Genomic DNA, 24,731 nt, shown 5'->3' with positions numbered 1-24,731 from the left:
TAGCCGGCACGCATCGGCCGTCAAGCCCGGAGCGAGATCAGCCCTGCAGGACCAGGCGTCTGCGGCAGTCGGCCGCGACCACGCGGATGCGTCAGTCGGCCGCGACCACGCGCGCGCCCGGCACCGGACCCGACGCCGTGAGGACGCGGTCCGCCGCCCCCGAGGCCGTGAACGCGGCCGCGAGCACGAGCGCGTGCTGCCGGCTGCGCGCGAGCGCCGCGACCGTCGGGCCCGAGCCCGAGACGACCACCCCGAGCGCACCCGCGTCCTGCGCGACCGCGAGCGGCTCCGCCAGGCGCGGGTCCAGCTCGAGCGCCGCGGGCTGCAGGTCGTTGTGCAGGGCCGCCCCGAGCGCGCGCGCGTCCCCCGCGCGCAGCGCCTGCAGGAGCGGCACGTCGTCGTCCACGTGCGGCGGGAGCGCCACGTCGGACGTGCCCCCGCGCAGCGCGTCCAGCGCGCCGTACACGACGCCCGCCGACAACCCGCGGTCCTGCACCGCGAACGCCCAGTGGAACTCGCCGCGCCCCAGGACCGGCGTCAGCAGGTCGCCGCGCCCCTGGCCGACCGCGGTGTGCCCCTGCAGCACGAACGGCACGTCCGAGCCCAGCCGGGCCGCGAGCTCGAGCAGGTCCGCGCGTGACAGCCCGGTCTGCCACAGCGCGTCGCACGCGAGCAGCGCCGCGGCGGCGTCCGCCGATCCACCGGCCATGCCGCCCGCGACGGGCACGCCCTTGTCGATGTGCAGGTGCACGCCCTCGTCGATGCCCGCCGCGTCGGCGAGCAGCTCCGCGGCGCGCATCGCGAGGTTGGAGGAGTCGGTGGGCACGAGCTCGTGCTGCGGGCCCGAGACCGTCACGAGGCGCTCGTCGGACGTGCGCGCCGTGACCTCCTCGAACACCGACACCGCCTGGAAGACCGTCGTCAGCGGGTGGTACCCGTCGGCGTCGACCGGTCCCACGTGCAGCGAGAGGTTGACCTTGCCGGGGGCGCGGACCCGCACCTCGCGCGTGGTGGCCACGTCCACCGGGCTGAGCGTCACGGCTCCACTGTGCCAGCCCGCGACCGACCGCGCGGGTCAGGGCGCAGGCTGGTCGCCGGAAGTCGCTCCGCGATCCGGGCGAACCCGTCGATGTCGACCGTCTCACCGCGCGCCTGCGCGTCGACACCCGCCTCGGCGAGCGCCGCGACCGCGGCCTCGCCCGAGCCGAACCACGGTGCGAGCGCCGCGCGCAGCATCTTGCGCCGCTGCGCGAACGCCGCGTCGACGACCGCGAACACCTGCTCGCGCGTCGCCGTCGTCGTCGGCGGCTCGCGCCGGTCGAGCCGCACCAGCGCCGAGTCGACGTTCGGCACCGGCCAGAACACCGAGCGGCCCACGGTCGCCGTGCGCCGCACCTGCGCGTACCAGGCGGCCTTCGCCGACGGCACGCCGTACGTGCGCGAACCGGGCGGCGCGGCCAGCCGGTCGGCGACCTCGGCCTGGACCATGACGAGGCCGTGCTCGAGCGTGCCGAACCGCTCGAGGAACGTCAGGAGCACCGGGACGGAGACGTTGTACGGCAGGTTCGCGACGAGCGCGCGCGGCGGCGGCCCCGGCAGGGCCGTGACCTCGAGCGCGTCCTGCAGGACGACCGTCAGGCGCGCGCGGCCCTCGTCGTCGCGCAGGACCGCGTGCCCGCGCTCGTCGTCGTCCCGGCGCAGCCCCGGCACGTGCTCCGCGACGGTCTGCGGCAGCAGCCGCGCGAGGACCGGGTCGATCTCGACCGCGACGACGTCCGCGTCCGCCTCGAGCAGCCCGAGCGTGAGCGAGCCCAGGCCGGGCCCGACCTCGACCACCGGCATCCGGGGGGTCACGTCGGCCTGGCGCACGATCTTGCGCACCGTGCCGCCGTCGAGCACGAAGTTCTGCCCGAGCGTCTTCGTCGGCCGCACGCCCGCACGCTCCGCGAGCTCACGGATCTGGGCGGGCCCGAGCAGCGTCACGGGCGAGGTCATGCCCGCAAGCCTACGAGGACGCCCGCCCCGGTCGCGCCACCGCCTTCGCGGGGCGGTGCGGTCCGGGACGGGCGTCCTCGTCGTGCAGGGTGCTCGGTCGTGCAGGGTGCTCAGTCGTGCAGGGTGCTCGGTCGTGCCGGGTGCTCGGTCGTGCCGGGCGCTCAGTCGTGCCGGGTGCTCAGCTGAACAGGCGCGGCCCGCAGTGCGGCCACTGGCCCGCGCCGGAGCGCAGGTAGAGCATCTTGGCGCGCGCGGTCTGCTCGGCGGGCGAGGCCTGCGAGGGCAGACCCGCGCCGCCGACCGAGCGCCACGTGCCGACCGAGAACTGGTACAGCCCGTGGTACAGGCCGTTCGCGGAGACGATCGACGGGTTTCCGCCGGACTCGCACTTGGCGAGCGCCGCCCAGTTCAGCGAGTCGGCGTCGCGCGTGTCACCGATCGGTCCGGCCTTGCCGGAGCCGCCGCCGCCCGTGACCACGGGCCGCTTCTTGGTGCCGACCGCCACGACCTCGTCGACGGGGTTCAGGGTCTGCGTGTCGGCGACGAGCACCCGCTCGGTCTCGGTGCCGTCGACCGTCGTCACGCGCTCGAGGATCGTCCGCGCGCCCGCGACACCCTTGGTCGCGACGACCTTGGTGCCCTCGTAGCGCGACGCGTCGTCCTTCGTGCTCGACGAGAACGGGACCTCCTCGGTGCGCACGAGCGTCTGGACCACGACGCGCTGCACGACGACGCGCACGTCGCCGGCGTCGTCGTTGTCCAGCGAGACCGTGTCGTGCGTACCCAGCTCGACGCCCGCGGCCTCGAGCGCGTCGGCGACCGTCGTGCGCGCGTCGTCGACCTCGAGCTCCTGGCCGTCCACGACGATCGTCGCGGGGCCACGCAGCGCCAGGTCCAGCGCGAGCTCGGGGCGGCCGCCGCCGGAGCGCGAGGCCACGAGCTGGACCTCGGGATCGCGGACCGCGAGCAGGTCGAGCGCCTCGTCGGCCGTGAGCGCGGTCGTCCAGACCGTGCGCTCCTCGCCGCCGCGCGACACCGTCACCTCGTGCGCGTGGCGCACGGTCACGACGTCTCCGTCGGACAGGCTGCCCGTGGGGGTCACGGAGTCGCGCTCGGCCACGGTCACGCCGTGGTCGTCGAGCAGGCCGTCGACCGAGCCGGCGAACGTGGAGACCTCGCGCACCGAGCCGTCGACGTCGATCGTCACGGTCTTGTGCGCGTGGGCGAAGGCGGCGGCACCGCCGGACAGGACGAGTGCGCCGGCCGCGACCGCGGCGGGCAGGGCCAGGCGTCGGCCCGGTCGGCCGCCCTGGGTCTGCGTCGTGCTGAGGTTCGTCGTGGGGTCCACGGCGCTGTCCGTGGAGTCCGACGAGGTGGCGCTCTGGCGCGCGAAGGGGCGGACGAGTCGGGTCGAGAAGGGCACGGGGCTCCAGCCGTCGTGGTTCCCGGGCACGGGGTACGGGGCGCGTCCAGCACGGACGCCCGACGCGCGTGCCGGACGAGCCGGCGTTGCCGTGGCGGCTGGAGGGAGCCGTCACCATCGGTCCCGGATCCCCGATCCGGCTGACTGTGGTCGGACCGCTACGTGCGGGGCCGACCGCGTTGCAGCTCCCACCCGCGGGGGTCCACGGGCCACGAACGGAGCAACGACCAGCGACCGTAACCTTCTCGTGACCTGTACGCCAAGCGCTGTTGCCCCGGGCTGCAGGCTTCGCCGGTCACGCCGACGCCGCGGTCGCCCCATCCGTCGGTGAGGCGATGGTCAAGGATTCGTCAGTACCAGTGCTTGGCGGTGAAGTGCGCCCAAGCGCCGCACGGGGTCTTGTAACGCCCCTTGATGTAGTTCAGGCCCCATGTGATCTGCGTCGCAGGATTGGTCCGCCAGTCGCTCGCGACCGACGCCATCTTCGAGCCCGGCAGGGCCTGCGGGATGCCGTACGCACCCGAGGACTTGTTGTGCGCGTCGACGCGCCAGCCGCTCTCGTGGTTCCACAGGGTGAGCAGGCAGGCGAACTGGTCGTCGCCCCAGCCGCGCGCCGCGGCCATCTCCTTGCCGAGCGCCTGCGCGCTGCCCGGGGACACCTTCGCGTTCGTCGGCAGCTGCGACGTGCCGACCTTGACGATCTGCGTCACGGGCGCCGTCGTGATGATCGACGTGACCACCGTGCGGCCCACGACCACGCCGCCCACGACCTCCAGGTCGTACGTCGTGGTGCGCACACCCGCGCGCCCGGCCTGCGTGATGATCCGCGTGCCCTTGATGAGGTCGTCGTCCTCGATCTCCTGCGTCTCGAACGGCAGGGCCTCGGTGACGACCTCGCCACCGTTCTGGCCGCGCGTGACCAGGACCGCGAGGCCGTCGACCGCGGCGGCGTCGAGCGGCACCGAGAGCTGGTCGCCCTCGTTGAGCACCAGGCCGATGTCCCGCAGCGCGTCGCGCACGGTCGTCGCGGTGGACACGCCGTCGATCACCTGGCCGTCGACGACGAGGTGGATGGTCTTCTGGGTCGAGACGTGCAGCGTCCCGCGGCCGAGCGACGACGAGCGCGACGCCGACAGGCGGACCTCACCGTCCCGCAGACCGAGCGCCTCGACGGCCTCCCCGACCGTGAGCGCGGTGGTCCACACGGTCTCGGGCTCGCCGTCGACCTCGACCTGGAGCTGGCGTGCGTGGCGCACGACGATCTGGTCGCCCTTCGTCACCGCCTCGCCCGTGCCCGGCGCCACGAGGTCGCGCTCTCCGACCTCGACCCCGCCCGCGGCCAGCACCTGACCGACCGTGCGACCGAAGCCCTCGACCTGCACGAGCTGCCCGTCGACGTCGACGGTCACCTCCTTGTGCAGCACCGCGAACGCGCTGGTGGCACCGACGACGAGCGCCACGACGAGCCCCTGCGCGAGCCGGGCGCCGGCACGGCGCGGAGCGACCCTGCGACCGCCGTCACGCGCGCCCCCACGGCGCTGCGGAGTGCGGTGCGCGGTGCTCACGCTGCGGGTCCTTCCGTCGGCTCGAGAGTCAGGTCCGTCGTGCTGTTCAGCCCTGCCCCGGCCGGACGCAGGTCCGACCGTAACTGATTCGTGATCGGCGGCGGTAGCCGGTCGCTGGACCCTTCCGCCCTGTGGTCACCCGGTCGCGCGACGACGCTCGGCGTGTCGCCCGGCGTGTCGCGGTGGTCCGGCGTGACACGGTGCGGCGGCGGCGCGATGGTCGTCGCGCTCACCACGGTCCGTACACGTCCTGCGACGTGCGCAGGAGCGTCTCGCACACGTCCGTCAGGGCCTCACCACGCGCCGCGGCGAGCGCGCGCACCGTGCCGGGCAACAGGTACGGCGCGTTCGGGCGGCCGCGCAGCGGGTGCACCGTGAGGTACGGCGCATCGGTCTCGACGAGCAGCAGCTCCGCCGGCAGCAGCCGCGCGGCGTCCCGCAGGTGCCCGTTCGACGGGAACGACACCGGCCCCGCGAACGAGCAGAACCAGCCGTGCTCCACGGCGAGCGCCGCCAGCTCCGGCCCGCCCGAGAAGCAGTGGAACACCGTGCGCTCGGGCGCGCCGTCGCGCAGCAGCACGTCGACGACCTCGTCGTGCGCGTCGCGGTCGTGGATCTGCAGCGCCAGCCCCAGCTCCTTCGCGAGCGCCACGTGCGCCCGGAACGCCTCCCGCTGGATCTCACGCCCACGCGGACCTGCCCGGAAGTGGTCCAGCCCCGTCTCGCCGATCGCGCGGATCCGCTCGTTGCCGCGCGCCGTGCGGGCGACGAGGTCGAGCGCCTCGTCGAGCGGCAGGTCGTGCCACGGCTGCGGGTCCGGCTCGAGGCCGTCCGGCGCGACCTCGTGCACGCCCGCGTGCAGCACGGCCTCGTTCGGGTGGATCGCGACCGCACCCAGCAGCGCGCCGTGCTCGCGCACGACCGCGTCGGTCCAGCGCACCGCCTCGACGTCGCAGCCCACCTGCACCATCCGCGGCACGCCGACGCCCGCCGCGCGCTCGAGGTGGGCCTCGAGCGTCGGCGCCGCCGCCTCGTCGTCGGACGCGTCACCCTCCGGCACGCTCCCGGCGGACCCGTCCCAGCCGGGCGCGCGCCAGCCGACGACCGTCTCGAGGTGCGTGTGGTTGTCGACGACCGGCAGCGGCAACGGGTCCGGCGACGCGGGCCAGCCGCGCTCGCGTGCACGCGCCATCAGCGGGCCTGGTACCGCGCGAGCTCCTCCTCGACGATCGAGTCGTCGAGCTTGGTGAACACCGGCGTCGGCTTGGCCACGGCGGTCCCCGGCACGAGGCGCGTCGAGCCCCACGCGGGCACGTCGCGGTAGTCGCCCGTGATGACCGGGTACCGGCGCGACGCGTCGTCGAGGTCCGTGACCTCCTCGATGCGCGGCTGCGGCGCGAACACACCCGTGCCGCCGAGGGTCTCGTGCACCTTCTGCGCCGAGTGCGGCAGGAACGGTGCGAGCAGCGTGTTCGCGTCGCTCACGACCTGCGCCGCCGTGTTGAGCACGGTGCCGAGGCGCTCGCGGTCCTGCGTGAGCTTCCACGGCTCGGTCTCCGAGACGTACCGGTTGGCCTCCTGGACCAGGCGCATCGCGGTGTCGATCCCCGCGCGGTGGCGGTGCGTGCCGATCAGCTCGCCGACCTTGCCGAACGCCTCCGACGACTGCCGCAGGAGCGCCGCGTCGACCTCGTGCAGCTCACCGGCCGCCGGGATCTCGCCGAAGTTCTTGTGGATCATGCTCGCCGTGCGGTTGACGAGGTTGCCCCAGCCGGCGACGAGCTCGTCGTTCGTCCGGCGCAGGAAGTCCGCCCACGTGAAGTCCGCGTCCTGGTTCTCCGGACCCGCGACCGAGATGAAGTAGCGCAAGGCGTCCGGCTGGTAGCGCGCGAGCATGTCGCGCACGTAGATGACGATCCCGCGCGACGACGCGAACTTCTTGCCTTCCATGGTGAGGAACTCGCTGCTGACGACCTCGGTCGGCAGCTGCAGCTCCCCGTACGGGCCGGGCGTGCCGCCCTTGTCGCCCTCCCCGTCGTAGGCCAGCAGCTCCGCGGGCCAGATCTGGGAGTGGAACGTGATGTTGTCCTTGCCCATGAAGTAGTACGACAGCGCCTCGGGGTCGTTCCACCACTGACGCCATGCGTCGTCGTCGCCCGAGCGACGCGCCCACTCGATCGAGGCGGACAGGTAGCCGATCACCGCGTCGAACCACACGTACAGGCGCTTGTTCGGGTTGTCCTCCCAGCCGGCCAGCGGCACGGGGATCCCCCAGTCGATGTCGCGCGTCATGGCGCGCGGGCGCATGTCGTCGATGAGGTTGAGGCTGAAGTTCAGCACGTTCGGACGCCAGTCCTTGCGGCCGCGCAGCCACGTCTCGAGCGCGCTCGCGAACGCGGGCAGGTCGAGGAAGAAGTGCGTCGACTCGACGAACTTCGGCGCCTCGCCGTTGACCCGGCTGCGCGGGTTGATGAGGTCGATCGGGTCGAGCTGGTTGCCGCAGTTGTCGCACTGGTCGCCGCGAGCGCCGTCGTAGCCGCAGATCGGGCACGTGCCCTCGATGTAGCGGTCGGGCAGGGTGCGGCCCGTGCTCGGGCTGATCGCGCCCATGGTCGTCTTCTCGACCATGTAGCCGTTCTTGTGCACCGTGCGGAACATCTCCTGCACGACCGCGTAGTGGTTGCGCGTCGTCGTCCGGGTGAACAGGTCGTACGTCAGGCCGAGCGCCGTGAGGTCCTCGACGATCACGCGGTTGTACCGGTCCGCGAGCGCCTGCGGCGTCGTGCCCTGCTTCTCCGCCTCGACGAGGATCGGCGTCCCGTGCTCGTCGGTGCCCGAGACCATCAGCACGTCGTGGCCCGCCATGCGCATGTAGCGCGAGAAGACGTCCGACGGGACGCCGAAGCCAGCGACATGACCGATGTGGCGGGGACCGTTCGCGTAGGGCCACGCGACGGCCGACAGGATGCGGGACATGCGCCCGATCCTAGGTGAGCCGCACGCGCGTCTGCGGGGCCGGCCCACGAGGTGACCGGTGAGCACGACGAGCGCGCCCCGGCGGGCCGGTGCCCGTCCGGGACGCGCTCGCTCAGATGCCGCGTCGTCGCGTCGCTGCTCCGACCGGGTGCGGCCTGGTGTGCAGCGGGGGCACGCCGGGCGGTCCGAAGGGCGCCGCCGCGAGGCGGTGCCGACCCAGCCGCTCGAGCACGACGGCCCGGTCCAGCTCGCGCCACCAGTCCGCGGGCAGGCCCAGGTCCGTGCGCGGCGTCCGCTCGGTCGAGCCGTGCGTCATCGCGCGGCCGACGCCAGGCGACGCCTGGCGACACGCGCCACCGCGAGCGCCGCCAGGCCCGCCATGAAGAGGGTCCAGCCGGCGACCCAGCCCTGCGCCGCGCTCGCCCCGGTCAGCGCCAGCGCGCCCATCGAGGTCGCGTCCAGCTCGTACATGGTGGTGCTCCTTCCTCGCCCGACACCTCGGGCGCTCGGGGATCCGGTGGCCTCACGCCACGCCGGTCGGAGGGGGCGCGACGTGGTTCCACGTCACGTCGCGGCGCGCGACCGCGCAGACGACCGCGCGCAGGAACGCCGCCTGCAGGGCGACGTCGTAGACGATCTCGGGGAGGATCGCCGCCGCGAGCAGGCGACCGTCGCGGCCCACGGGCCACACGGTCACGAGCCGGTTGACGACGAACACGCCGCCGATCGCCAGCCAGAAAGGGCTGACGGCGAACACCCCGGCGACCACCGAGGCGACGGTCAGCACCGTGAGCAGCGCGAGCGTGGCCATGCCGACGCCGATCATGAGCTGCTGCCCGATGTAGCGGGCCGTGACCCGCGAGACGCCGTACTCGCGCAGGTTGTCGAGCATCCCCTTGTACCAGCGCACGCGCTGGCGGTGCAGGTCGCCCCACGTCGGCATGAGCTCGGTCAGGCACGCGCACTCCTGCGGCGCGTCCAGCCGCCAGCCGAGCGTCTTGAGCGCGAGCGTCAGCTCGGAGTCCTCGGTGATCGCGGCGCGGTCGTACACGTCCCCCGGGCTGCCCGGCAGACGCCCGCCGCGCGCGGCGGCGACCTCCTCGAGCGCCGCGCGGCGGAACATCGAGGCCGTACCGGTCACCACGCTCACCCGCCTCGTCGTGAGGATCTGCGTGCGGTAGCGCTCGTACTCGTTGGCCTGGAGCTGCTGCAGCACCGACCGCGGGCGCTCGCCCTCGAAGATCCCGCTCACCGCGCCGAGGCGCTCGTCGTCGTCGAGCCGTGCCAGGGCCGTCTCGACGAACGTCGGGGCCAGTCGCGTGTCCGCGTCGACGACGAGCACGTAGTCCGCCGGCGACGTCCGCAGCCGCACGAGCGCCTGGTTGAGCGCGCCGGCCTTGCGCGCACGGTTGGCGACCGTCTCGACCACCTCGGCGCCGTGCGCACGAGCCACGTCCGCCGTGTCGTCCGTGCAGCTGTCGGCGACGACGAGGACCCGCTGCGGCGCGCTCGTCTGCTCGGCCAGCGCGTCGAGGGTCCCGCCGAGCGCCTCGGCCTCGTCGTGCGCGGGAACCAGCACGACGAGGCGGTCGGCCGGCACGCTCCGGCGCGTGCGCTCGCTCGTCGTCGCCTGGACCTGACCGCCGTGCATCGTGACCGTCCGTGCTGCCGGGGCGGCCCCCTCGGCCGCGTTCGCCTCCATCGCACGGCGGTGACAGGGGGTGCTCAGGGGCGGTCGCCGGCCGACGAGCAGCGCAGGGCGCTCGCATGAGCACGCCGGTCCGGCGGGTGGGTACGTCGACCCGCACCCGTGTGCGCGGCAGCGCCGACCAGGGTGGGCGGTCCGGTGCCGTCGCCTCGGGCCGCGGGCAGGGCGCTCCGGACCGTCCGGCGTGGCGATCGGACGCGATGGTCGACGAGACGGTGAGAGGAGACGGTCAGACGAGGCGGGCGAGATCCTCGCGGGACGCCACGCCGAGCTTGCGGTAGATCCGGTAGAGGTGGTTGTCGACCGTGCGGTCGCTCACGACGAGTCGCTCAGCGGCCTCCCGGTTGCTCAGGCCCGACGCGACGAGCCGGGCGACCTCGAGCTCACGTGCGGTCAGCTCCGCGGTGGTCACCGCCGAGGGCACCAGCAGGTGCAGCTCCTGCCCGGTCTCGGCGACGAGCTGCGTGAGCCGCGCGGCCTCTCGCACCGCAGCAGCCGGGTCGCCGCGGCGGCGCAGCACACGCAGCGCGTTCACGTGCGCGAGCGTCGCGTGCAGGATCAGACCGGCCTCGCGCAGGGCGTCGGCGGTCCGGAGCAGCTCGTCGGCCGAGCCCTCTGCGGCGGCCGCGAGGTGGCGACCCAGCAGCGGCAGCAGCGTCCCCTGCGCCCCGTGCGCGAGGACTGCGACCCGTGAGGCGACCGCCGGGTCGACGTGGATGTCCGACAGGACGGTCGCGTCGAACGCGGCCGCGAGCGCCCAACCCTGGTCGACGAGCGCCGACACGGCCGACCAGGCCGGTCTCGTCGCCACGGCGCCCTCGTGCCCCGCGGCGAGCGCCAGCGCCGCGCGCACCGGCCCGGCCCGGCCCGCCGGGAACGACGCCCCGAGCACGCGGAGCCCCTCGAGCTGCTCGGTCATGCTGCGAGCGCTCGGGAGGTTGCTCTCGGCGAGCGACAGCAGCGCACCGAGAGCGAGCAGGCCCGCGCGGTGCTGCGGGCGCAACGGCGACGGCGCGTTGAGCGCGAACATGACCGTCAGGTGCTCACGCAGGTCCGTGAGCCTGCCCCCGAGCAGCAGCCCGAGCGCGACCGTGTACCCGTGGGGCTCGATCTCCGCCTGGTCGAGCCGGCCCTGCGCCTCGTCCAGCAGCCGCATCGCGGTGGACGTCGCCTCCTCGACCTCACCGACGCACAGCCGTGCGAGCGGGCCGAGCGCCTCCCCGTCGTGCCGCGGCGACGTCGCGGGCAGCGCGAGCCGACTCAGGAGGTCTGCGGCGTCGACGACCCGCCCGTCGGCCAGGAGCCGCTCCCCGCGGATCATCCCGACGACGGTGCCGACCTGCTCGTCCGGTGTCCCCGGCGCCACGCGTCGGCGCGCGTCGTGCGGGGGCGCGTCAGCCGGGTCCGTGAACGTGAGCGGTACGGTCCCCTCGGTCGCCACCCCGAGGAGCCGCAGGTGCTCCTGGGTCGCGTCGAACAGCAGGTGCTGCTCGGGATGCTGCTGGCGCGCAACGTCGAGCACCCGCTGCGCACCCGCGGCGTCGTCGAGCTCGAGCGCGCGGTACGTCGCCTCCCACGCGAGCACCAGCGTGTGCACGGGCGCGTCGGTCGGCGGGTCGAGCGTCCGCACGTGGTCGAGCACCGCCTCGATCGCGGCGGTCGGGGCGCCGTGGGCCAGCAGCGCGTCGAGGTACCCGAGCGTCGACCTGCCCGTGGGCTCGCGCTCCCAGGCCTGACGCCGGACGAGCAGCGTCGTGCGGGACTGCTCGCGCAGCATGCGTCCCAGCACCGCGGCGGACTCGGGCGACGACGACCAGCGCAGCGCGGAGCCCAGGACGGCGGGATGCGCGCCGGGGGCGTCGGTGCTGCGCGCGAGGGCGGCGCTGATCTGCTCGGCGGCCCGCCACCCGCGGGCGCCGCGCTCCGCGTGCCGCAGGTGGTCCGCGAGCACGGGCGGGAACAGCGCGACGACCAGGCGCCCCTCGGTCTCGACGAACCGCACCAGTCCGTGGTCGTCGAGCGCCACCAGGACGGGCCACGGCACGAGCTGCAGCACGGTCTCGAGCTCGGCGGGCCCGAGCGCTGCCAGGACGTGCAACGCGTCGCGCGCCGGCTCGTCGAGACCCTCCTGCAGGCGCGCCGCGACGACCGCGAGCGCGGGCGTCACGAGGTCGTGACGGGCGACCCAGCGCTCGCCGTCCGGCACGAGCCGCCCCGCGCGGCGCGCCTCGACCACGATCGTCCGCGCGATCCCCGGCACCCCACCCGAGAGCCCGAAGACACGACCGACCACGTCGACGTCGACGTCCCCGCCCAGGAGCTCGACGGTGAGTCGCTGGATCTCCTCGAACGCGAGCGGCGGCAACGGGACCAGCATCGTGTCCCCGACGCCGAGGACCAGATCCACCGCACGCGCCCCCGGCACGGGCGGCCGGGACGCGACGACGACGGTCGTCTCCTCCCGGGCACGCACGGCGCCGACCACGGCCGCGGACGACTCGTCGAGGCGCTCCGCGTCGTCCACGAGCAGTACCGTCCGGCGAGCCGCGACGCGCTGCGCGAGCTGGTCCGCCGCCGCCGCCAGCGCGCTCGCGGCGGCGGGACCGGTCAGCAGGCCCGCGAGCGCGAGCGACTCGAGCGGGCGACCCTCGCCGCGCACCGCCGTGAACCTCAGGACGTCGAGCCCGGCGTCCTGGAGCGCGTCGCGCACGTGTCCGAGCAGACGGGTACGTCCCGAGCCGGGTAGGCCGAGCACCGCGACGTCGGTCCGCGCCAGCACCGCGTCGCGGATGCCGTCGACGAGGTTCGAGCGTGCATCGGGACCGACCACTCCTCCACCCTAGGTCGGCGTCGGCGCGCCCGCTGAGCGTGGCCCGGAGCCCCGCGCCCGCACGGCTCAGCCACCCGGCGGGGAGGGCGACCGCGCGCCGGACGGGGCGGGCGGCGGCGCGGGCGACGGGCCAGGAGAGGGCACAGGAGTAGGTCCAGGAGGTGCTGGAGACGGCGTGGGAGCGGGCGCCGGGGGCGGCGGCGCCGGCGCGGCAGGAGCCGGGGGCACGAAGGGCGCGACACCGGTCGTGAAGTAGCCGACCTTGTCGACGGCCGTCTCGACCTTCCTGCTCGTGTCGATGACGGCGCCGTAGTCGACCAGCTGCCGGTGCGCGCGCACGAACGCCGCCAGCACGTCGTCGGCCAGGTCCCGCAGGGTGCGGACCGTACGGGCGACGCCGTCGACCATCGGGCGGACGTTCGTCGCCGCGTGCGCCGCCATCCTGGCCGCACGCGCGGCCGCCGTGACCGGGCCGCTCAGCGAGCCGACGAAGGTACCGACGATCTCCGCGAGCAGGTCGCGGACCATGTCGTGCACCGCACGGACGACCTGCGCGCAGATCTCGATGGCCGACCCGACCACGCGGGCCGCATCCGCGAGCGCACGCGCGGACCAGGCGATCGCACCACTCGCGGCCGCGTACGCCGTGACCGTCGGCCCGTGCATCCCCGCAGTGTCGAGGCGCACGTCGTCGCAGTAGCGGTCCGTCAGCTCGTCGAGCGCCGCGCCGATCCGAGCCCACGTCGCGGCGTACGCGACGACCGCGTCCGCGTCGCCCGCGAGGGCGTCGAGGATGTCGTCGAGCGGCGACACGTGGTCGAGCAGCCAGCCGACGCCCCAGCTGACCGCCGACCCCAGCGGGTCGATCGCCGCGCCCGCGACCGACGCACCGAGCGCGACACCGGACACGGCCGCGTCGACCCACGCGCCGCTCTCGATCGCCCGCGAGCACGAGATCAGGTCGTCCACCGCGCCCGCACCCGACCACGCCGACTCGCTCTCGACGACGGGCGTCGGCAGCACCACGACGCCGCTCATCGCAGCACCCGGCGGAACGTCGCGCCCACGATCTCGTCGACCGCCTCGCTGACCTGCGCTCCCGCGCGCGCTGCGTCAGCGCTCGCTCCGAGCACGATGGACAGCCCGCCGATCGCGCCCGCGGCCGCGTCCTGCACCGCCGAGATGGTCAGGCCCAGCGGAGCGAGCGCGAGCCCGTACGCCCCGACGCCCGCCACCATCGCACGCGCCTGCGCGGCGAAGCCCGCGACGTCGGCCGCGTGCCCGTCCACCCGGTGCGCGTGCGCGCGCCACCGGTCCGTGTCGACCTCGTACCCGCTCATCACAACCCCCTGCTCGTCGGACGGTGTCGTGACGGTAGCCGCGGCAGGGCGAGCGCCGCGGAGGGCCTGTGGACAACCAGGAGTCAGCAGCCGCCGAGCCAGCCGTCACCCGGTGGTCCGCCGGTCGCGCGGGTGGTCGGCGGTCGCGCAACGGTCGCGCGGTGGTCGCGCGTGGCGGTCAGCGGACGACGACGCGCAGGATCCGGTCGTCGCCGTCGCGCGGGTCGCCGCGGCCGTCGGTGTTGTTCGTCGCGACCAGCAGGGACCCGTCCGCGGCGACCACGACCGCACGCAGCCGCCCGTGCTCCCCGGTCAGGAGCGCCTGCGGCGTCCCCACGCCCGCCGCGTCGTCGCCACCCGCGGGACGCAGCGGCAGCCGCCAGAGCCGCTCGCCGCGCAGCCCCGCCACGTAGACGGCCTCGTCGGTCACGGCGAGCCCGCTCGGCGACGCCTCCGACGTCGCCCACACCGCCACCGGGTCGACGAACCCCTCGTCGGCCCCGCCCTCACCCTCGACCTCGGGCCAGCCGTAGTTCGCGCCCGGCCGGACGACGTTGACCTCGTCGAACGTGTTCTGCCCGAACTCCGAGGCGAACATCCGCCCGTCTCCCGCCCACCCCAGGCCCTGCACGTTGCGGTGCCCCAGGCTCCACACGGGCGAACCGGGGTCGGGGTTGCCCGGCGCGGGCTCGCCGTCGGCGGTGACGCGCAGGATCTTGCCGCCCAGGTCGGCGGGGTCCTGGGCGCGCGCCACGTCGCCCGCGTCGCCCGTGCTCACGTAGAGGAAGCCGTCCGGGCCGACGGCGAGCCGACCGCCGTCGTGGTGGCGTGCCGCGGGGATGCCCGTGAGCACGGCGGTGAGCTCGCCGAGCGTGCGGTCGCGCAGCGTGCCGCGCAGCACCCGGTTGTCGTCGGCCGTCGTCGCGTACAGCGCCAGGTCGAGCCCGTCGTCGGACTCCCCCAGCACCGCCACGCCCAGCAGCCCGCCCTCGCCCTGCGGCTCGACGACGTCCGCGAGCTCGTCCGCACCCGGTCCGGTGACGTCCTGCACCGCGCCGTCCGGCGTCACGACGACGAGCCGCGCGGCGTCCCGCAGCGTCACGAGCAGGCTCCCGTCGTCGAGCGGCGCGAGCCCCCACGGCACGTCCAGCCCGGTCGCGAGCGTGCTCACCTCGACCTCGACCGTGTCGGGCCCGGACGGCGCGCCCGACGGTGCCGTCGGCGACGCGCTCCCCGGGTCGCCCGTCGTCCCGTCATTCGTCGTCCCCGTGCAGCCCGCCACGAGCGCGACCGCCAGCACGAGCCCGAGCGGCCCCCGACACCGGGCCCCGGACCGGGCCCCGCACCCGGCCCGACCTCCACCTCGTCGGGCGGCATCCTCGCGACCGCTGGGTCGTCGGCCGGTCTCCACGTGAAGCGGCGGATGCCCCGGCCCGGTGGCGGGTTCGACCGAGCGGTCGCCGGGTCGGGGGCGTGCGGGCGGCGCCGGCGGTCGTGGGACGCGGCGCATCGCGGCTCAGTCCGTGACGTCGTCGAACGCGGATCCGCTGTCGACGAGCACGACCCCCGCCGCCCGGAGCTCGTCGCGTGCCGCCGCCCCGAGCTCGGGCGTGACCGGGACGGTGAGGTCCGTCAGGACCCGCGTGCGCAGGCCCTCGGCGTGCGCGTCGAGCGCGGTCGCCCGCACGCAGTGCGACTCGGCGATCCCGACGACGTCGACGTCGGTCACCCGCTCCTCGCGCAGGATCCCCGCGAGCGGCCGACCCTCCCCGTCGACGCCCTCGAAGCCCGAGTAGGCCGCGGCGTACTGGCCCTTGCGGACGCTCGCGTCGGGGCCGAGCTCCGACAGCGCCGGGTGCAGCTCGGCCTCGGTGGTGCCCGCGACGCCGTGCGGCGGCCACGTGTCGACGAAGTCCGGGTGCTCGGAGAAGTGCTCGCCCGGGTCGATGTGCCAGTCCTGCGTGGTCACGACCAGGTCGTACCGGTCGCGGCGCGCGGCTGCGTAGCGCGCGATCGCCTCGGCCACGTCGTTGCCGCCCGCGACGGGCAGCGCGCCGCCCTCGCAGAACGTCGGCTGCACATCCACGACGAGCAACGCCCGACGCCCCTCACCCATCACGCCTCCCGGCTCGAGCCCACCCTCGTCGTCCCAGCGTCGCACGCCCCCGGCGGCACCACCACGCCCCGCGCCCGGCGCCTCCCCCGGCCGTTCCCCGCCCCCGCGCGGTCCACCCTCCCCGACCTCCGATCGGTGGAGCCGGCGCGGGGGGCGGTGCGAGGGCGGGCGGAGCGAGGGCGGGCGGAGCGAGGTCAGGAGCGGGGTGGCGTCGCGGACGGGAGCGAGGCGTCGTAGAGCGCGCGGGTGGGGACGCCGGCGGCCGCGGCCACCGCGCGGGCGGCGTCCTTCAGCCGCTCCCCGGCGTCGACGCGCGCGCGGACCTGCGCGACGAGCGCCGTCAGGTCGCCGCCGCGCGCCGGTCGGGTCGCGCCGCCGACGACCACGACGATCTCGCCGCGCACCTCGCCCGACGCCCACTGCACGAGGTCGGCGAGCGTGCCGCGCCGGACCTCCTCGTACGTCTTGGTGAGCTCGCGGCACACCGCGGCCGGGCGGTCCTCGCCGAACGCCTCGGCCATCGCGGTCAGCAGCGCACCCACGCGGTGCGGCGCCTCGAAGAACACCATCGTGCGACGCTCGTCGGCCAGGGCCGCGAGCGCACGTGCCCGCTCCCCCGGCTTGCGAGGGGCGAAGCCCTCGAAGCAGAACCGGTCGGTCGGCAGCCCCGACAGCGCGAGCGCGGTGAGCACGGCGCTCGGGCCGGGTGCCGCGGTCACCGGCAGCCCGGCCTGCACGGCGGCGGTGACCACCCGGAAGCCGGGGTCGGAGACCGCGGGCATGCCCGCGTCCGTCACGACGACGACCGTCCCGCCACCGGCGACCACGTCGAGCAGGTCCGCGGCGCGCTCCGCCTCGTTGTGCTCGTGGTACGAGACCACCCGGCCGCGCACCTCGATGCCCAGACGTCCGACGAGGGCGCGCAGGCGACGGGTGTCCTCGGCGGCGACGACGTCGGCTGTCGCGAGCAGCTCGCGCAGGCGCACGGACGCGTCGTCGACGTTGCCGATGGGGGTCGCCGCGAGCACGAGCCGGCCGGTCGAGGCGTCCACGTCCATGCGCTCAGCCTGCCACCGCGACCGGTCCGGCTCGGCATCCACCCACCCACGGGCGGACGCGCGCGACGCCCTCGTGGCACTCGCGCGAGCGCAGGCAGGCCCGCGGCGCCGGAACCGTCGGTCGGGTGGCTGAACGTTTCGGGGGCGGACGAGTCCCCACGAACTGGTCACGCCCGTAGCATGTCCGCGTGCCGCAGCCGCATGACGATGCCGTCGAGCCCACCCGGGGCGACCCCACGGGCGCGCGCCCCACCGGCGCCGCGCGCTCCGGCGACGACCCCTGGGCACCGCCGTCCGGCCGCCCCGACGAGCCGTCGTCGCACGGCCTCGGACGGCCCGACGAGTACGGCAGCCCCGACGTGTACGGCCGCCGGCCCGACGCACCCGGGCAGGACGCCCGGCCCGACGACCACGGCCCGCGCCCCGACGAGTTCGGCCCGCCGGACGAGTACGGCCTGCGTCCCGACGAGCCCGGCCGCCCCCACGCTCCCGGCCCTCGTCCCGACGACTACGGCGCACGTCCCGACGAGTACGGCGCACGTCCCGACGAGTACGCACACCCCGACGAGCGCACGCTGAACCCCGGCGGCCTGGGCCGCCCCGACGAGTACGGACGTCCCGACGAGTACGGCGGACCCCGGACGACGTCCACCGACGGACCCGGCCCGCACGACGCGCGTCGTGCCGGTACGCCGGCGCCGGACGAGCCCGGCGCCGCCCCGGCGCCCACCGCCTGGCCTGCGACGACGCTCGTCCTGCCAGACCCCGCCGGCCCGGACACGGACCCGACGGCCCCATCCCCGCGGCCGGGCCCGCCGAGCAAGGACGAGCTCCTCGAGCGCCTGCTCGGCCCCGCGACGCTCGCGCTCGACGCGACGCGACGCAGCCGGCTCGTCGGCTGGGCGTGGACGCTGGGGATCACGGTGTTCGCGGGCGTCCTGCGGTTCTGGAACCTCGGCTCGCCGCACTCGCTCGTCTTCGACGAGACGTACTACGTCAAGGACGGCTGGGCCCTCGTCACGCGCGGGTACGAGGCGGAGTGGGGCGACGACCCCAACCCCGGGTTCGAGGCCGGCGACGACTCGATGCTCAGCACGCGTGCCGAGTACTTCGTGCACCCGCAGGTCGGCAAGTGGCTGATCGGGCTCGGCATGAAGGTCGGCGGCGGGATGGAGTCGTCGTTCGCCTGGCGGCTCGCTGTCGCTGTCATCGGCACGCTGAGCGTGCTGCTCATGGTCCGGATCGCGCGGCGCCTGTTCGCGTCCAACGCGTGGGGCGCGGTCGCGGGCGGCGTGCTCGCGGTCGACGGGCTCGCGATCGTCATGTCGCGCACGTCGTTGCTGGACCCGTTCCTCATGTTCTTCTCGCTGGCGGCGTTCGGTGCGCTCCTGCTGGACCGCGAGCAGTCACGACGACGCCTCGCGGAACGCTCCGCGGCGGTCCTCGCCGGCGGCCGTGACCTCGGCTGGGGTCCGTCGCTGGGTATGCGCTGGTGGCGTCTGGCGGCGGGTGTGCTGCTCGGCCTGGCGATCGGCACCAAGTGGTCCGGGCTGTTCTTCCTCGCGGTGTTCGGGCTGCTCACGGTGGCGTGGGACGCCACGGCGCGCCGGACGGTCGGGGTGCGGATGTGGCCGGTCGCCGCGCTCGTCAAGGACGCGCTCGTCGCGGCGGTCGTCATGGTCGGCTCGGCGCTCGTCGTGTACGTCGGGACGTGGTGGTCGTGGTTCACGCACCCCCAGGCGTGGGGTCGCGACTGGGCCGAGACGCACCCCGGTGAGGGGCTCCAGCTCCTGCCCCCGGCGTTGCGGTCGCTGGTCGACTTCCACGAGCAGATGTGGATCTTCCACCGGAACCTCGACTCGCCGCACACGTACCAGGCGCACCCGCTGGGCTGGATCGTGCAGTGGCGGCCGACGTCGTTCTACTGGGGCGACGTCTCGAACCTGACCGGTGCCGAGGCGCAGGACGCGTGCGGCGCCGACCACTGCGCGCAGGCGGTCCTCGGGGTCGGCAACCCGGTCCTGTGGTGGGCCGGCGCCGCCGCGGTGCTGGTCGCGCTGTTCTGGCTGGTCCGTTACCGCGACTGGGTCGCCGGCGCGGCGCTGTCCGGCCTGCTCGCCGGCTGGGTGCCGTGGCTCTTCTACTCGGACCGCACGATCTTCACGTTCTACGCGATCGCGTTCGTGCCGTGGGTGGTGCTCACGCTCGTGTACGTCCTGACCCTGATCGTCGGTCCACCCACGCTCCCCGACCGTGCCCGGCGCGGCGCGATCATCGGCGTCGGGGTGTTCCTCGGCCTGCTGGTCGGGGTGGGGCTGTACTTCTACCCGATCTGGGCGGGCTGGGTGGTCCCGTACGACTTCTGGCACCAGCACATCTGGATGCGCCAGTGGGTCTAGCGGGTCCCGGCCGGTAGGCCCGGTCCGCGGTACCGCGTCGCACGCTCAGGTGCGGGCGACGCGCGTCAGCGTCACGCGCTCGGGGTCTCGCGGACGGGGTCCGCGGTCGGGGTCAGGCGCGGCTGGTCGCCGGCCAGTCGACCTGGGGGCTCGCGTACCACCGCAGCCCGATGCGGTTCCACAGGTCGCTGTGCTGCGCGACGCGCGAGCGGAAGTCCTCCCACTCCCGGCGCTCCGGGTCGGTCCAGGCGACCTCGGCGACGGCCGCCAGCCGCGGCAGCAGCATGCTCGTGAGCGCGTCGAGGTCCCGGATCGTCTCGGTCCAGACGGCCGCCTCGACACCGATCACGGCGTCCGCGGGCAGGCCCTCGACCAGCGTCGTCGGCTCCCAGTCGTAGGCGTCGCGCAGCTCGATGTGGCCGGCCCACTCCAGGCCCAGCTCGGTGGTCGCGTCGTACTTCATGTCGAGGTACGCCTTGGACCCGGGGGACATGAGCAGCTTGGCGCCGGCGTGGGCGGCCGCGACGAACGGCGCGGGGTCGACGCGCGTGTCCCAGTACTGCACGACGGTGCCGGGCTCGAGCGGGGTGGTCGCGATCTCCTGCCAGCCGACGACCTCCTTGCCGGCGGCGCGCACGGCCGCAGCGGCCTGCGCGACGAGCCGCGCGTACTCGTCGTGCTCCATCGTCAGGACCTCGTCGCCGCCGATGTGGACGTACTGGCCGCGGGTCATCCCGGCGACGTCCGTGAACACGTCGCGCAGGAACTCGCCGGTCGCGGGCAGGTCCGCGTAGAGGCGCGAGAAGCCGACCTCGATGCCGGTGTACACCTCGGTCGGGACACCGTCGGGCGTGAGCTCGCCGTACGCGTGGGTCGCGGCGTTGACGTGACCGGGCACGTCGATCTCCGGGACGACGGTGATGCCGCGCACGGACGCGTACTGCACGAGGTCGCCGAAGTCGGTGGGCGTGTAGTAGCCGCCCGGGTCGCCGCCCACGGACGTGCCCGACGACTTGCGGGTCAGGTGCGGCCGCGACGGGACGTGCAGGCGCCAGCCCTGGTCGTCGGTGAGGTGAAGGTGCAGCACGTTGAGCTTGTAGTGCGCCATGAGCCCGACGACGACCTTGAGGGCGTCGATCGGCAGGAAGTGCCGCGCGACGTCGACGGACAGCCCGCGCCACGCGAACCGGGGCGCGTCGTCGATGCGCGCGGCGGGCGCGCTCCACGAGCCGTCGCGTCCCTGACGCAGCGCCTGGCGCAGCGACGCCAGGGCGTGCGTGAGCCCCTCGGACGAGCGCGCGACGGCCTCGACGCGCTGCGGCGCGATGACGAGCCGGTACGCCTCGTCGCCCGCGAGCAGGTCCGGGTCCTCGTCGACGATGCGCATCCGGATGACCTCGCGCGCGCCGCGCGAGTCGTCGCTGTAGCGGACCTCGACGGGCTGGCCGGTCACGCGGCCCAGCAGGTCGGCGGCGAGCACGCCGTGGGCGATCAGGTCGGGGTGCGGGTCGACGACGACGGTCGTGGCCTCACCGACGACGAACGCCGCGCCGTCCTGGACGTCACAGCGTGCCGGAAGGGGGACGATCCCGAGCTGCGTCACGGTGCTCCCTCAATGCGCTCGCGCGGTGCGGCCGCGCGGATGGTGTCGGACGACCCGGTCGGGACCGGTGGAGCCGGACGAATCGTCAGGCGGCACGCTACCTGACCGCACCCAGCCTCCGGGCGACCACGGCACAGGTCGCGAGCTGGATCTGGTGGAACACGATCACCGGCAGGGCGACGCTCGCCGCCACCACCGGCGCGAACAGCACCGCAGCCATCGGCAGCCCGGTCGCGAGGCTCTTCTTCGAGCCGCACATGAGCAGCGCGACCCGGTCGGGCCGGTCCAACCCGATCCGCGCACCGCTCCACCACGTCAGGCTCAGCATCGCGGCCAGCAGCACGCCGCACACGACGACGAGCGCGCCGAGTGCGGCGAGGGTCACGTGGTCCCACGCCCCGGTGGCCTGCGCCTCGCTCACCGACGTGTAGGCGACGAGCAGGATCACGAGCCGGTCGCACACACGCGTCAGCAGCGGGCGGGCACGCAGCCACGGCCCGAGCCGGCGCTCGACGACCTGACCTGCGACGAACGGCAGCAGGATGTGCAGCACGACCCCCCGCACCGAGCCGGCGTCGAGGCCGCCGGTGGACGCGCCGAGCAGGAGCGTCACGAGCAGGGGCGTCAGGACGACCCCGAGGACGTTGGAGAGGGTCGCGCCCGTGATCGCGCCGGCCACGTTGCCGCGCGCGAGCGACGTGAAGACGATCGAGGCCTGCACGGTCGAGGGCAGCACGGACAGGTAGAGCAGCCCGGTCTGCAGCTCGGGGGCCAGGAACGCGTCCGGCACGAGCTGCGCCAGGAGCCCGAGAGCCGGGAACACGACGTAGGTCGCGGCGAGCATCGAGCCCTGCAGCCGCCAGTTGCGCAGGCCGCGCAGCACCTCGTGGGTCGGCATGCGCGCGCCGTACAGGAAGAACAGGACGACGATCGCGCCGGTCCGCACGACCTCCAGCACGTCGGCGAACGCGCCGTGTGCGGGCCACAGCAGCCCGACGACGAGGACCGCGACGATCATCACGACGAGCGGGTCGACCCAGGCCTTGACGCGGGTCAGCACCGTCCTCGGGCGCGCCTCGTCGTCCTGGTCGGGCTCCGGGCTGGGGTCGCGGTCAGGCACGGACGCCATCCTGCCTCACGTGCCGCGGCGCCCCCTGCGCGCCGCGGCACGTCCTGCCCGCGCGGCCCGCGCACCCGGGAGCGCGGCCGTGCGGTGGCCGATCGCCCTCCCGATCGGCCACCGCCGTGGCCCACGCCCGCTGCGGCGGACGGGACGTCAGTAGATGCCGCAGGTCGCGTCGGCGCTCGAGCTCCCGGAGGACTTGCCCTTGACGCGCCCGCACGGCGTCTTGGTCTGCACGACCCACGAGCCGACGGACAGCTCGAACTTGTGCCGGGTGTACGAGCGTCCCTCGTTCGAGACGACGCCCTTGCCGCTGCCGACCACCCCCTCGTAGGACCAGCCGGGCGTCGAGGTCTCGCCGCCGTAGTCGGCGATCTTCGCGCTCGTGACGGTGGAGCCGGACGAGCACCAGTGGCCGACGTGGTAGTACGTGTAGAGCGTGTTGCCGGCCGCGGCCTTGGGCGCCCAGGTCCAGCGCTGCGACCAGCACCCGGTCGCCATCGGGGTGACGGACCGCCCGGCGATGCGTGACGCCAGGACCGACGCGAGCGCGGTGCTGTCGGCAGGCAGCTGTGAGCCCACGGTGACGTCGACGGTCTCCGGGAGCTGCGTCTCGATGAACTGCTCGCGCTCGGCGGGGTCCAGCGTCTCGAGGTAGGCGGCGAGCTGCGGGTCGAGGTCGTCGTCGACCCCGTCCTCGCCGTGGGCCACCGAGCCGCCGGCAACGAGCAGCGCCGCGGTCACGACCGCGGTCACGAGCTTCTTCGCGTGGTGCACATAACCCCCTTGTCGGGTCGGCGGACGGCTGCGGCCGCCGCAGGTTCCCACCAAAGCAGAGATCTTTGCAACAATCACTACCTTGCGCCGCAAGAGACTGCTACGTTCCCCCACATGGCCGCAGAGTCAGACGCGCTGCTGACGCAGCTGCGCAAGGGGGTTCTGGAGTACTGCGTGCTCGCCTGCCTGCACTCCGGCCGGGCCTACGGGCTGGAGCTCGCGACCCGGCTGTCACGTCACCAGGTGCTCTTCGCGAGCGAGGGAACGCTGTAACCGCTGCTGTCGCGACTACGCCGGCTCGGCTGGGTCGAGACCACGTGGCAGGAGTCGACGAGCGGTCCTCCGCGCCGCTACTACGAGCTGACCGCGGACGGCAGGTACGCGCTCGAGCAGTTCACCCGTGCGTGGGAGCCGTTCCGGCAGGACGTCGACACCGTGCTGGCAGAGTCCCGATGACAAGGACGACACCCATGTCAGAGCACCCGCTCGTCCAGGCGTACCTCGCGGACCTCGACCGCGCGCTCGCCGGCTCCGACCCGCGCGAGCACCAGGACACGCTCGAGGCCGTGCGCGAGCACCTCGAGGAGGCGCTGGGCGAGTCGCCCTCGTCCGACGAGGTGCGCGCGGTGCTCGCGGGGCTCGGCTCGGTCGACGCGATCGCCGCGGGCACGACGCCCGTCGCCACTGTCCCGACCGTGACCGTCCTGCAGCCGGCGCCCACGCCCGCACGGCCGGACCCCGGCTCGGTCGTGGCGCTCGTCGCCTCGGTGGTCGCCCTGCTCTCCCTCGTCCTCAGCCCGTTCGTCGCGATCCCGCTCGCGCTCGTCGCGCTCGTCGTCGCGGTCGTCCGGGTCCGCCGGCCCGCCGGCCGGACCACGCTGGCGTGGTCGGCTGTCGTCGTGTCCGGCACGACGCTCGTGCTCAGCGGCCTGCTCGCCCTCCTGCTGCTCGCAGCGGGAGACACCACCCCCGAACCCGGCCCGGTGCACAGTGAGCCCGTCGCCGAACGCTGACGTGGCCGCCACGCGGTCCGACGACGCCTCGCGGGCGGTCCGCCGCGCGGCCTACCTGCAGCGGCGCGCACTGCTCGCGCTGCCGCTGCACCAACGCATCGCGCTCGTCCTGCGCGGTGCCGGATCCGAGCACCGACGGACAGCCCGCACCTCGCCGTGAGGCCGCCCACCCGACACGCACCCCGGCTGCGGTGCGACGTCGGCCGACCCGTCGCGCAGCCGCTACACGAAGGAGAAACCGTGCACCGCCCGCCCGCGCGGTCCGCCGTGCCAGACACCGTCCCGTCCGCCTGGACCTCGCGTGAGCCTGCACGCGAGCTCCTCGTCATGTCCGCCTCCGAACCGGATCGGTGGTCGCCACTGCCGGCGGCCGCGCTCGGTTCCCACCTCACCCGCCTCGCGGCGGGCGACGCCGTGATCGTCACGCTCGAGGTCACCGACGTCCGTCTCGCGCAGGTGGTCCGCGCCGTCCCCGGTGACGGCTCGTGCTTCCTGGTCGAGCTCACCGGCGAGCTCGGAACCCACCAGATCGGCACCGGCAACGACCCGGGCGCCGCGGTCACCGTGGTGTCCCGCGTGACGCGCCGCTGCGGGCACGCGCCCGTGGTGCGCGTCGGGCCGGGCTGGCGGCACACCGCGCGGACGGCGCCCGCGCTGGTCCTGTCGTGGTTGCTGCGCGGCAACGTGGGCGCGCAGTACACCGTCGCACCGTTCCTGTGCGGCGGGTCCTGCCCGACACAGAGGACCGCATGACGTCGAGCCCCCTGCGCAGTGTGTGAGGCAGGGTGCGGCTGAGCAGGGGGTA

Annotated in this window: 24 protein-coding genes; 6 read left to right on the top strand and 18 right to left on the bottom strand. The window is 74.7% G+C overall.

Annotation, left to right across the window (positions count from 1 at the left end; translation table 11 throughout):
- Positions 1 to 91: 91 nt before the first annotated feature.
- The 15 genes from CPE01_RS13900 to rsmI all read right to left on the bottom strand — a co-directional run bounded on the left by CPE01_RS13900 (position 92) and on the right by rsmI (position 17,011).
- Positions 92 to 1,039: a 4-(cytidine 5'-diphospho)-2-C-methyl-D-erythritol kinase gene (locus CPE01_RS13900; protein WP_146807416.1), complete on the bottom strand. Its 948-nt coding sequence runs from the start codon at positions 1,037 to 1,039 to the stop codon at positions 92 to 94.
- The gene (gene rsmA / locus CPE01_RS13895; RefSeq protein WP_146807415.1) at positions 1,036 to 1,995 is read right to left on the bottom strand and encodes a 16S rRNA (adenine(1518)-N(6)/adenine(1519)-N(6))-dimethyltransferase RsmA; all 960 of its coding nucleotides are present in this window, start codon (positions 1,993 to 1,995) and stop codon (positions 1,036 to 1,038) included. The genes CPE01_RS13900 and rsmA overlap by 4 nt, the downstream gene beginning before the upstream one ends.
- Before the next feature lie 178 nt (positions 1,996 to 2,173).
- Positions 2,174 to 3,343 (bottom strand): resuscitation-promoting factor, encoded by a 1,170-nt coding sequence (locus CPE01_RS16945; protein WP_281285124.1) that lies wholly within the window; start codon positions 3,341 to 3,343, stop codon positions 2,174 to 2,176.
- A 425-nt stretch (positions 3,344 to 3,768) separates the two neighbouring features.
- A complete protein-coding gene (locus CPE01_RS13885; protein ID WP_146807413.1) occupies positions 3,769 to 4,983 on the bottom strand; it encodes a resuscitation-promoting factor in 1,215 nt (404 codons plus the stop codon).
- A 229-nt stretch (positions 4,984 to 5,212) separates the two neighbouring features.
- Complete coding sequence (locus CPE01_RS13880; RefSeq protein WP_146807412.1) at positions 5,213 to 6,175, bottom strand: TatD family hydrolase; 963 nt, start codon at positions 6,173 to 6,175, stop codon at positions 5,213 to 5,215.
- Entirely contained in the window at positions 6,175 to 7,959 is a 1,785-nt protein-coding gene (gene metG / locus CPE01_RS13875) for a methionine--tRNA ligase (protein ID WP_146807411.1), read from the bottom strand. The genes CPE01_RS13880 and metG overlap by 1 nt, the downstream gene beginning before the upstream one ends.
- A gap of 112 nt (positions 7,960 to 8,071) precedes the next feature.
- Positions 8,072 to 8,275 carry a hypothetical protein gene (locus CPE01_RS13870; protein WP_146807410.1) on the bottom strand — a complete coding sequence of 68 codons (204 nt, stop codon included), beginning with the start codon at positions 8,273 to 8,275 and terminating at the stop codon, positions 8,072 to 8,074.
- On the bottom strand, positions 8,272 to 8,430 hold the full coding sequence (locus CPE01_RS16520) for a hypothetical protein (RefSeq protein ID WP_186811550.1): 159 nt from the start codon (positions 8,428 to 8,430) through the stop codon (positions 8,272 to 8,274). Before CPE01_RS16520 ends, CPE01_RS13870 begins: the two co-directional genes overlap by 4 nt.
- A 52-nt stretch (positions 8,431 to 8,482) precedes the next feature.
- The gene (locus CPE01_RS13865) at positions 8,483 to 9,661 is read right to left on the bottom strand and encodes a glycosyltransferase family 2 protein (RefSeq protein WP_146807409.1); all 1,179 of its coding nucleotides are present in this window, start codon (positions 9,659 to 9,661) and stop codon (positions 8,483 to 8,485) included.
- Positions 9,662 to 9,896: 235 nt separating this feature from the next.
- On the bottom strand, positions 9,897 to 12,497 hold the full coding sequence (locus tag CPE01_RS16940) for a helix-turn-helix domain-containing protein (protein ID WP_146807408.1): 2,601 nt from the start codon (positions 12,495 to 12,497) through the stop codon (positions 9,897 to 9,899).
- Positions 12,498 to 12,563: 66 nt separating this feature from the next.
- Positions 12,564 to 13,535 carry a hypothetical protein gene (locus CPE01_RS13855; RefSeq protein WP_146807407.1) on the bottom strand — a complete coding sequence of 324 codons (972 nt, stop codon included), beginning with the start codon at positions 13,533 to 13,535 and terminating at the stop codon, positions 12,564 to 12,566.
- A complete protein-coding gene (locus CPE01_RS13850; RefSeq protein WP_146807406.1) occupies positions 13,532 to 13,837 on the bottom strand; it encodes a hypothetical protein in 306 nt (101 codons plus the stop codon). Before CPE01_RS13850 ends, CPE01_RS13855 begins: the two co-directional genes overlap by 4 nt.
- Positions 13,838 to 14,015: 178 nt before the next feature.
- Positions 14,016 to 15,008 carry a PQQ-dependent sugar dehydrogenase gene (locus tag CPE01_RS13845; protein WP_246783954.1) on the bottom strand — a complete coding sequence of 331 codons (993 nt, stop codon included), beginning with the start codon at positions 15,006 to 15,008 and terminating at the stop codon, positions 14,016 to 14,018.
- A 345-nt stretch (positions 15,009 to 15,353) separates the two neighbouring features.
- Entirely contained in the window at positions 15,354 to 15,953 is a 600-nt protein-coding gene (locus CPE01_RS13840; protein ID WP_146807404.1) for an isochorismatase family protein, read from the bottom strand.
- Between the two features lie 194 nt (positions 15,954 to 16,147).
- Entirely contained in the window at positions 16,148 to 17,011 is an 864-nt protein-coding gene (rsmI, locus tag CPE01_RS13835; protein ID WP_146807403.1) for a 16S rRNA (cytidine(1402)-2'-O)-methyltransferase, read from the bottom strand.
- Between the two features lie 188 nt (positions 17,012 to 17,199).
- On the opposite strand from rsmI, the gene CPE01_RS13830 reads away from it, so the two are divergent.
- A complete protein-coding gene (locus CPE01_RS13830; RefSeq protein WP_246783953.1) occupies positions 17,200 to 19,410 on the top strand; it encodes a phospholipid carrier-dependent glycosyltransferase in 2,211 nt (736 codons plus the stop codon).
- A gap of 112 nt (positions 19,411 to 19,522) precedes the next feature.
- Here the strand turns inward: CPE01_RS13830 and CPE01_RS13825 are convergent, their stop codons facing one another.
- The 3 genes from CPE01_RS13825 to CPE01_RS13815 all read right to left on the bottom strand — a co-directional run bounded on the left by CPE01_RS13825 (position 19,523) and on the right by CPE01_RS13815 (position 22,913).
- Complete coding sequence (locus tag CPE01_RS13825; protein WP_146807402.1) at positions 19,523 to 21,013, bottom strand: beta-N-acetylhexosaminidase; 1,491 nt, start codon at positions 21,011 to 21,013, stop codon at positions 19,523 to 19,525.
- Between the two features lie 97 nt (positions 21,014 to 21,110).
- On the bottom strand, positions 21,111 to 22,133 hold the full coding sequence (locus tag CPE01_RS13820; protein WP_307723707.1) for a bile acid:sodium symporter family protein: 1,023 nt from the start codon (positions 22,131 to 22,133) through the stop codon (positions 21,111 to 21,113).
- Positions 22,134 to 22,289: 156 nt separating this feature from the next.
- Positions 22,290 to 22,913, bottom strand: coding sequence for a hypothetical protein (locus CPE01_RS13815; protein ID WP_146807401.1), 624 nt, complete (start codon positions 22,911 to 22,913; stop codon positions 22,290 to 22,292).
- A 114-nt stretch (positions 22,914 to 23,027) separates the two neighbouring features.
- On the opposite strand from CPE01_RS13815, the gene CPE01_RS16820 reads away from it, so the two are divergent.
- The 5 genes from CPE01_RS16820 to CPE01_RS13800 all read left to right on the top strand — a co-directional run bounded on the left by CPE01_RS16820 (position 23,028) and on the right by CPE01_RS13800 (position 24,679).
- Positions 23,028 to 23,186, top strand: a complete 159-nt coding sequence (locus CPE01_RS16820) for a hypothetical protein (RefSeq protein ID WP_246783952.1) — start codon at positions 23,028 to 23,030, stop codon at positions 23,184 to 23,186.
- 3 nt (positions 23,187 to 23,189) lie between these two features.
- Complete coding sequence (locus CPE01_RS16935; RefSeq protein WP_307723710.1) at positions 23,190 to 23,369, top strand: PadR family transcriptional regulator; 180 nt, start codon at positions 23,190 to 23,192, stop codon at positions 23,367 to 23,369.
- 14 nt (positions 23,370 to 23,383) lie between these two features.
- Positions 23,384 to 23,926, top strand: coding sequence for an HAAS signaling domain-containing protein (locus CPE01_RS13805; RefSeq protein ID WP_146807400.1), 543 nt, complete (start codon positions 23,384 to 23,386; stop codon positions 23,924 to 23,926).
- A 1-nt stretch (position 23,927) separates the two neighbouring features.
- Positions 23,928 to 24,086, top strand: coding sequence for a hypothetical protein (locus CPE01_RS16515; protein ID WP_186811549.1), 159 nt, complete (start codon positions 23,928 to 23,930; stop codon positions 24,084 to 24,086).
- Between the two features lie 80 nt (positions 24,087 to 24,166).
- Positions 24,167 to 24,679: a hypothetical protein gene (locus CPE01_RS13800; protein WP_146807399.1), complete on the top strand. Its 513-nt coding sequence runs from the start codon at positions 24,167 to 24,169 to the stop codon at positions 24,677 to 24,679.
- The last annotated feature ends 52 nt before the right edge of the window (positions 24,680 to 24,731 follow it).

Origin of the sequence: Cellulomonas persica, from assembly GCF_007989825.1 — a bacterium.
GTDB classification, from domain to species: domain Bacteria; phylum Actinomycetota; class Actinomycetes; order Actinomycetales; family Cellulomonadaceae; genus Cellulomonas; species Cellulomonas persica.
This window is presented reverse-complemented; position numbering and strand designations above follow the sequence as displayed.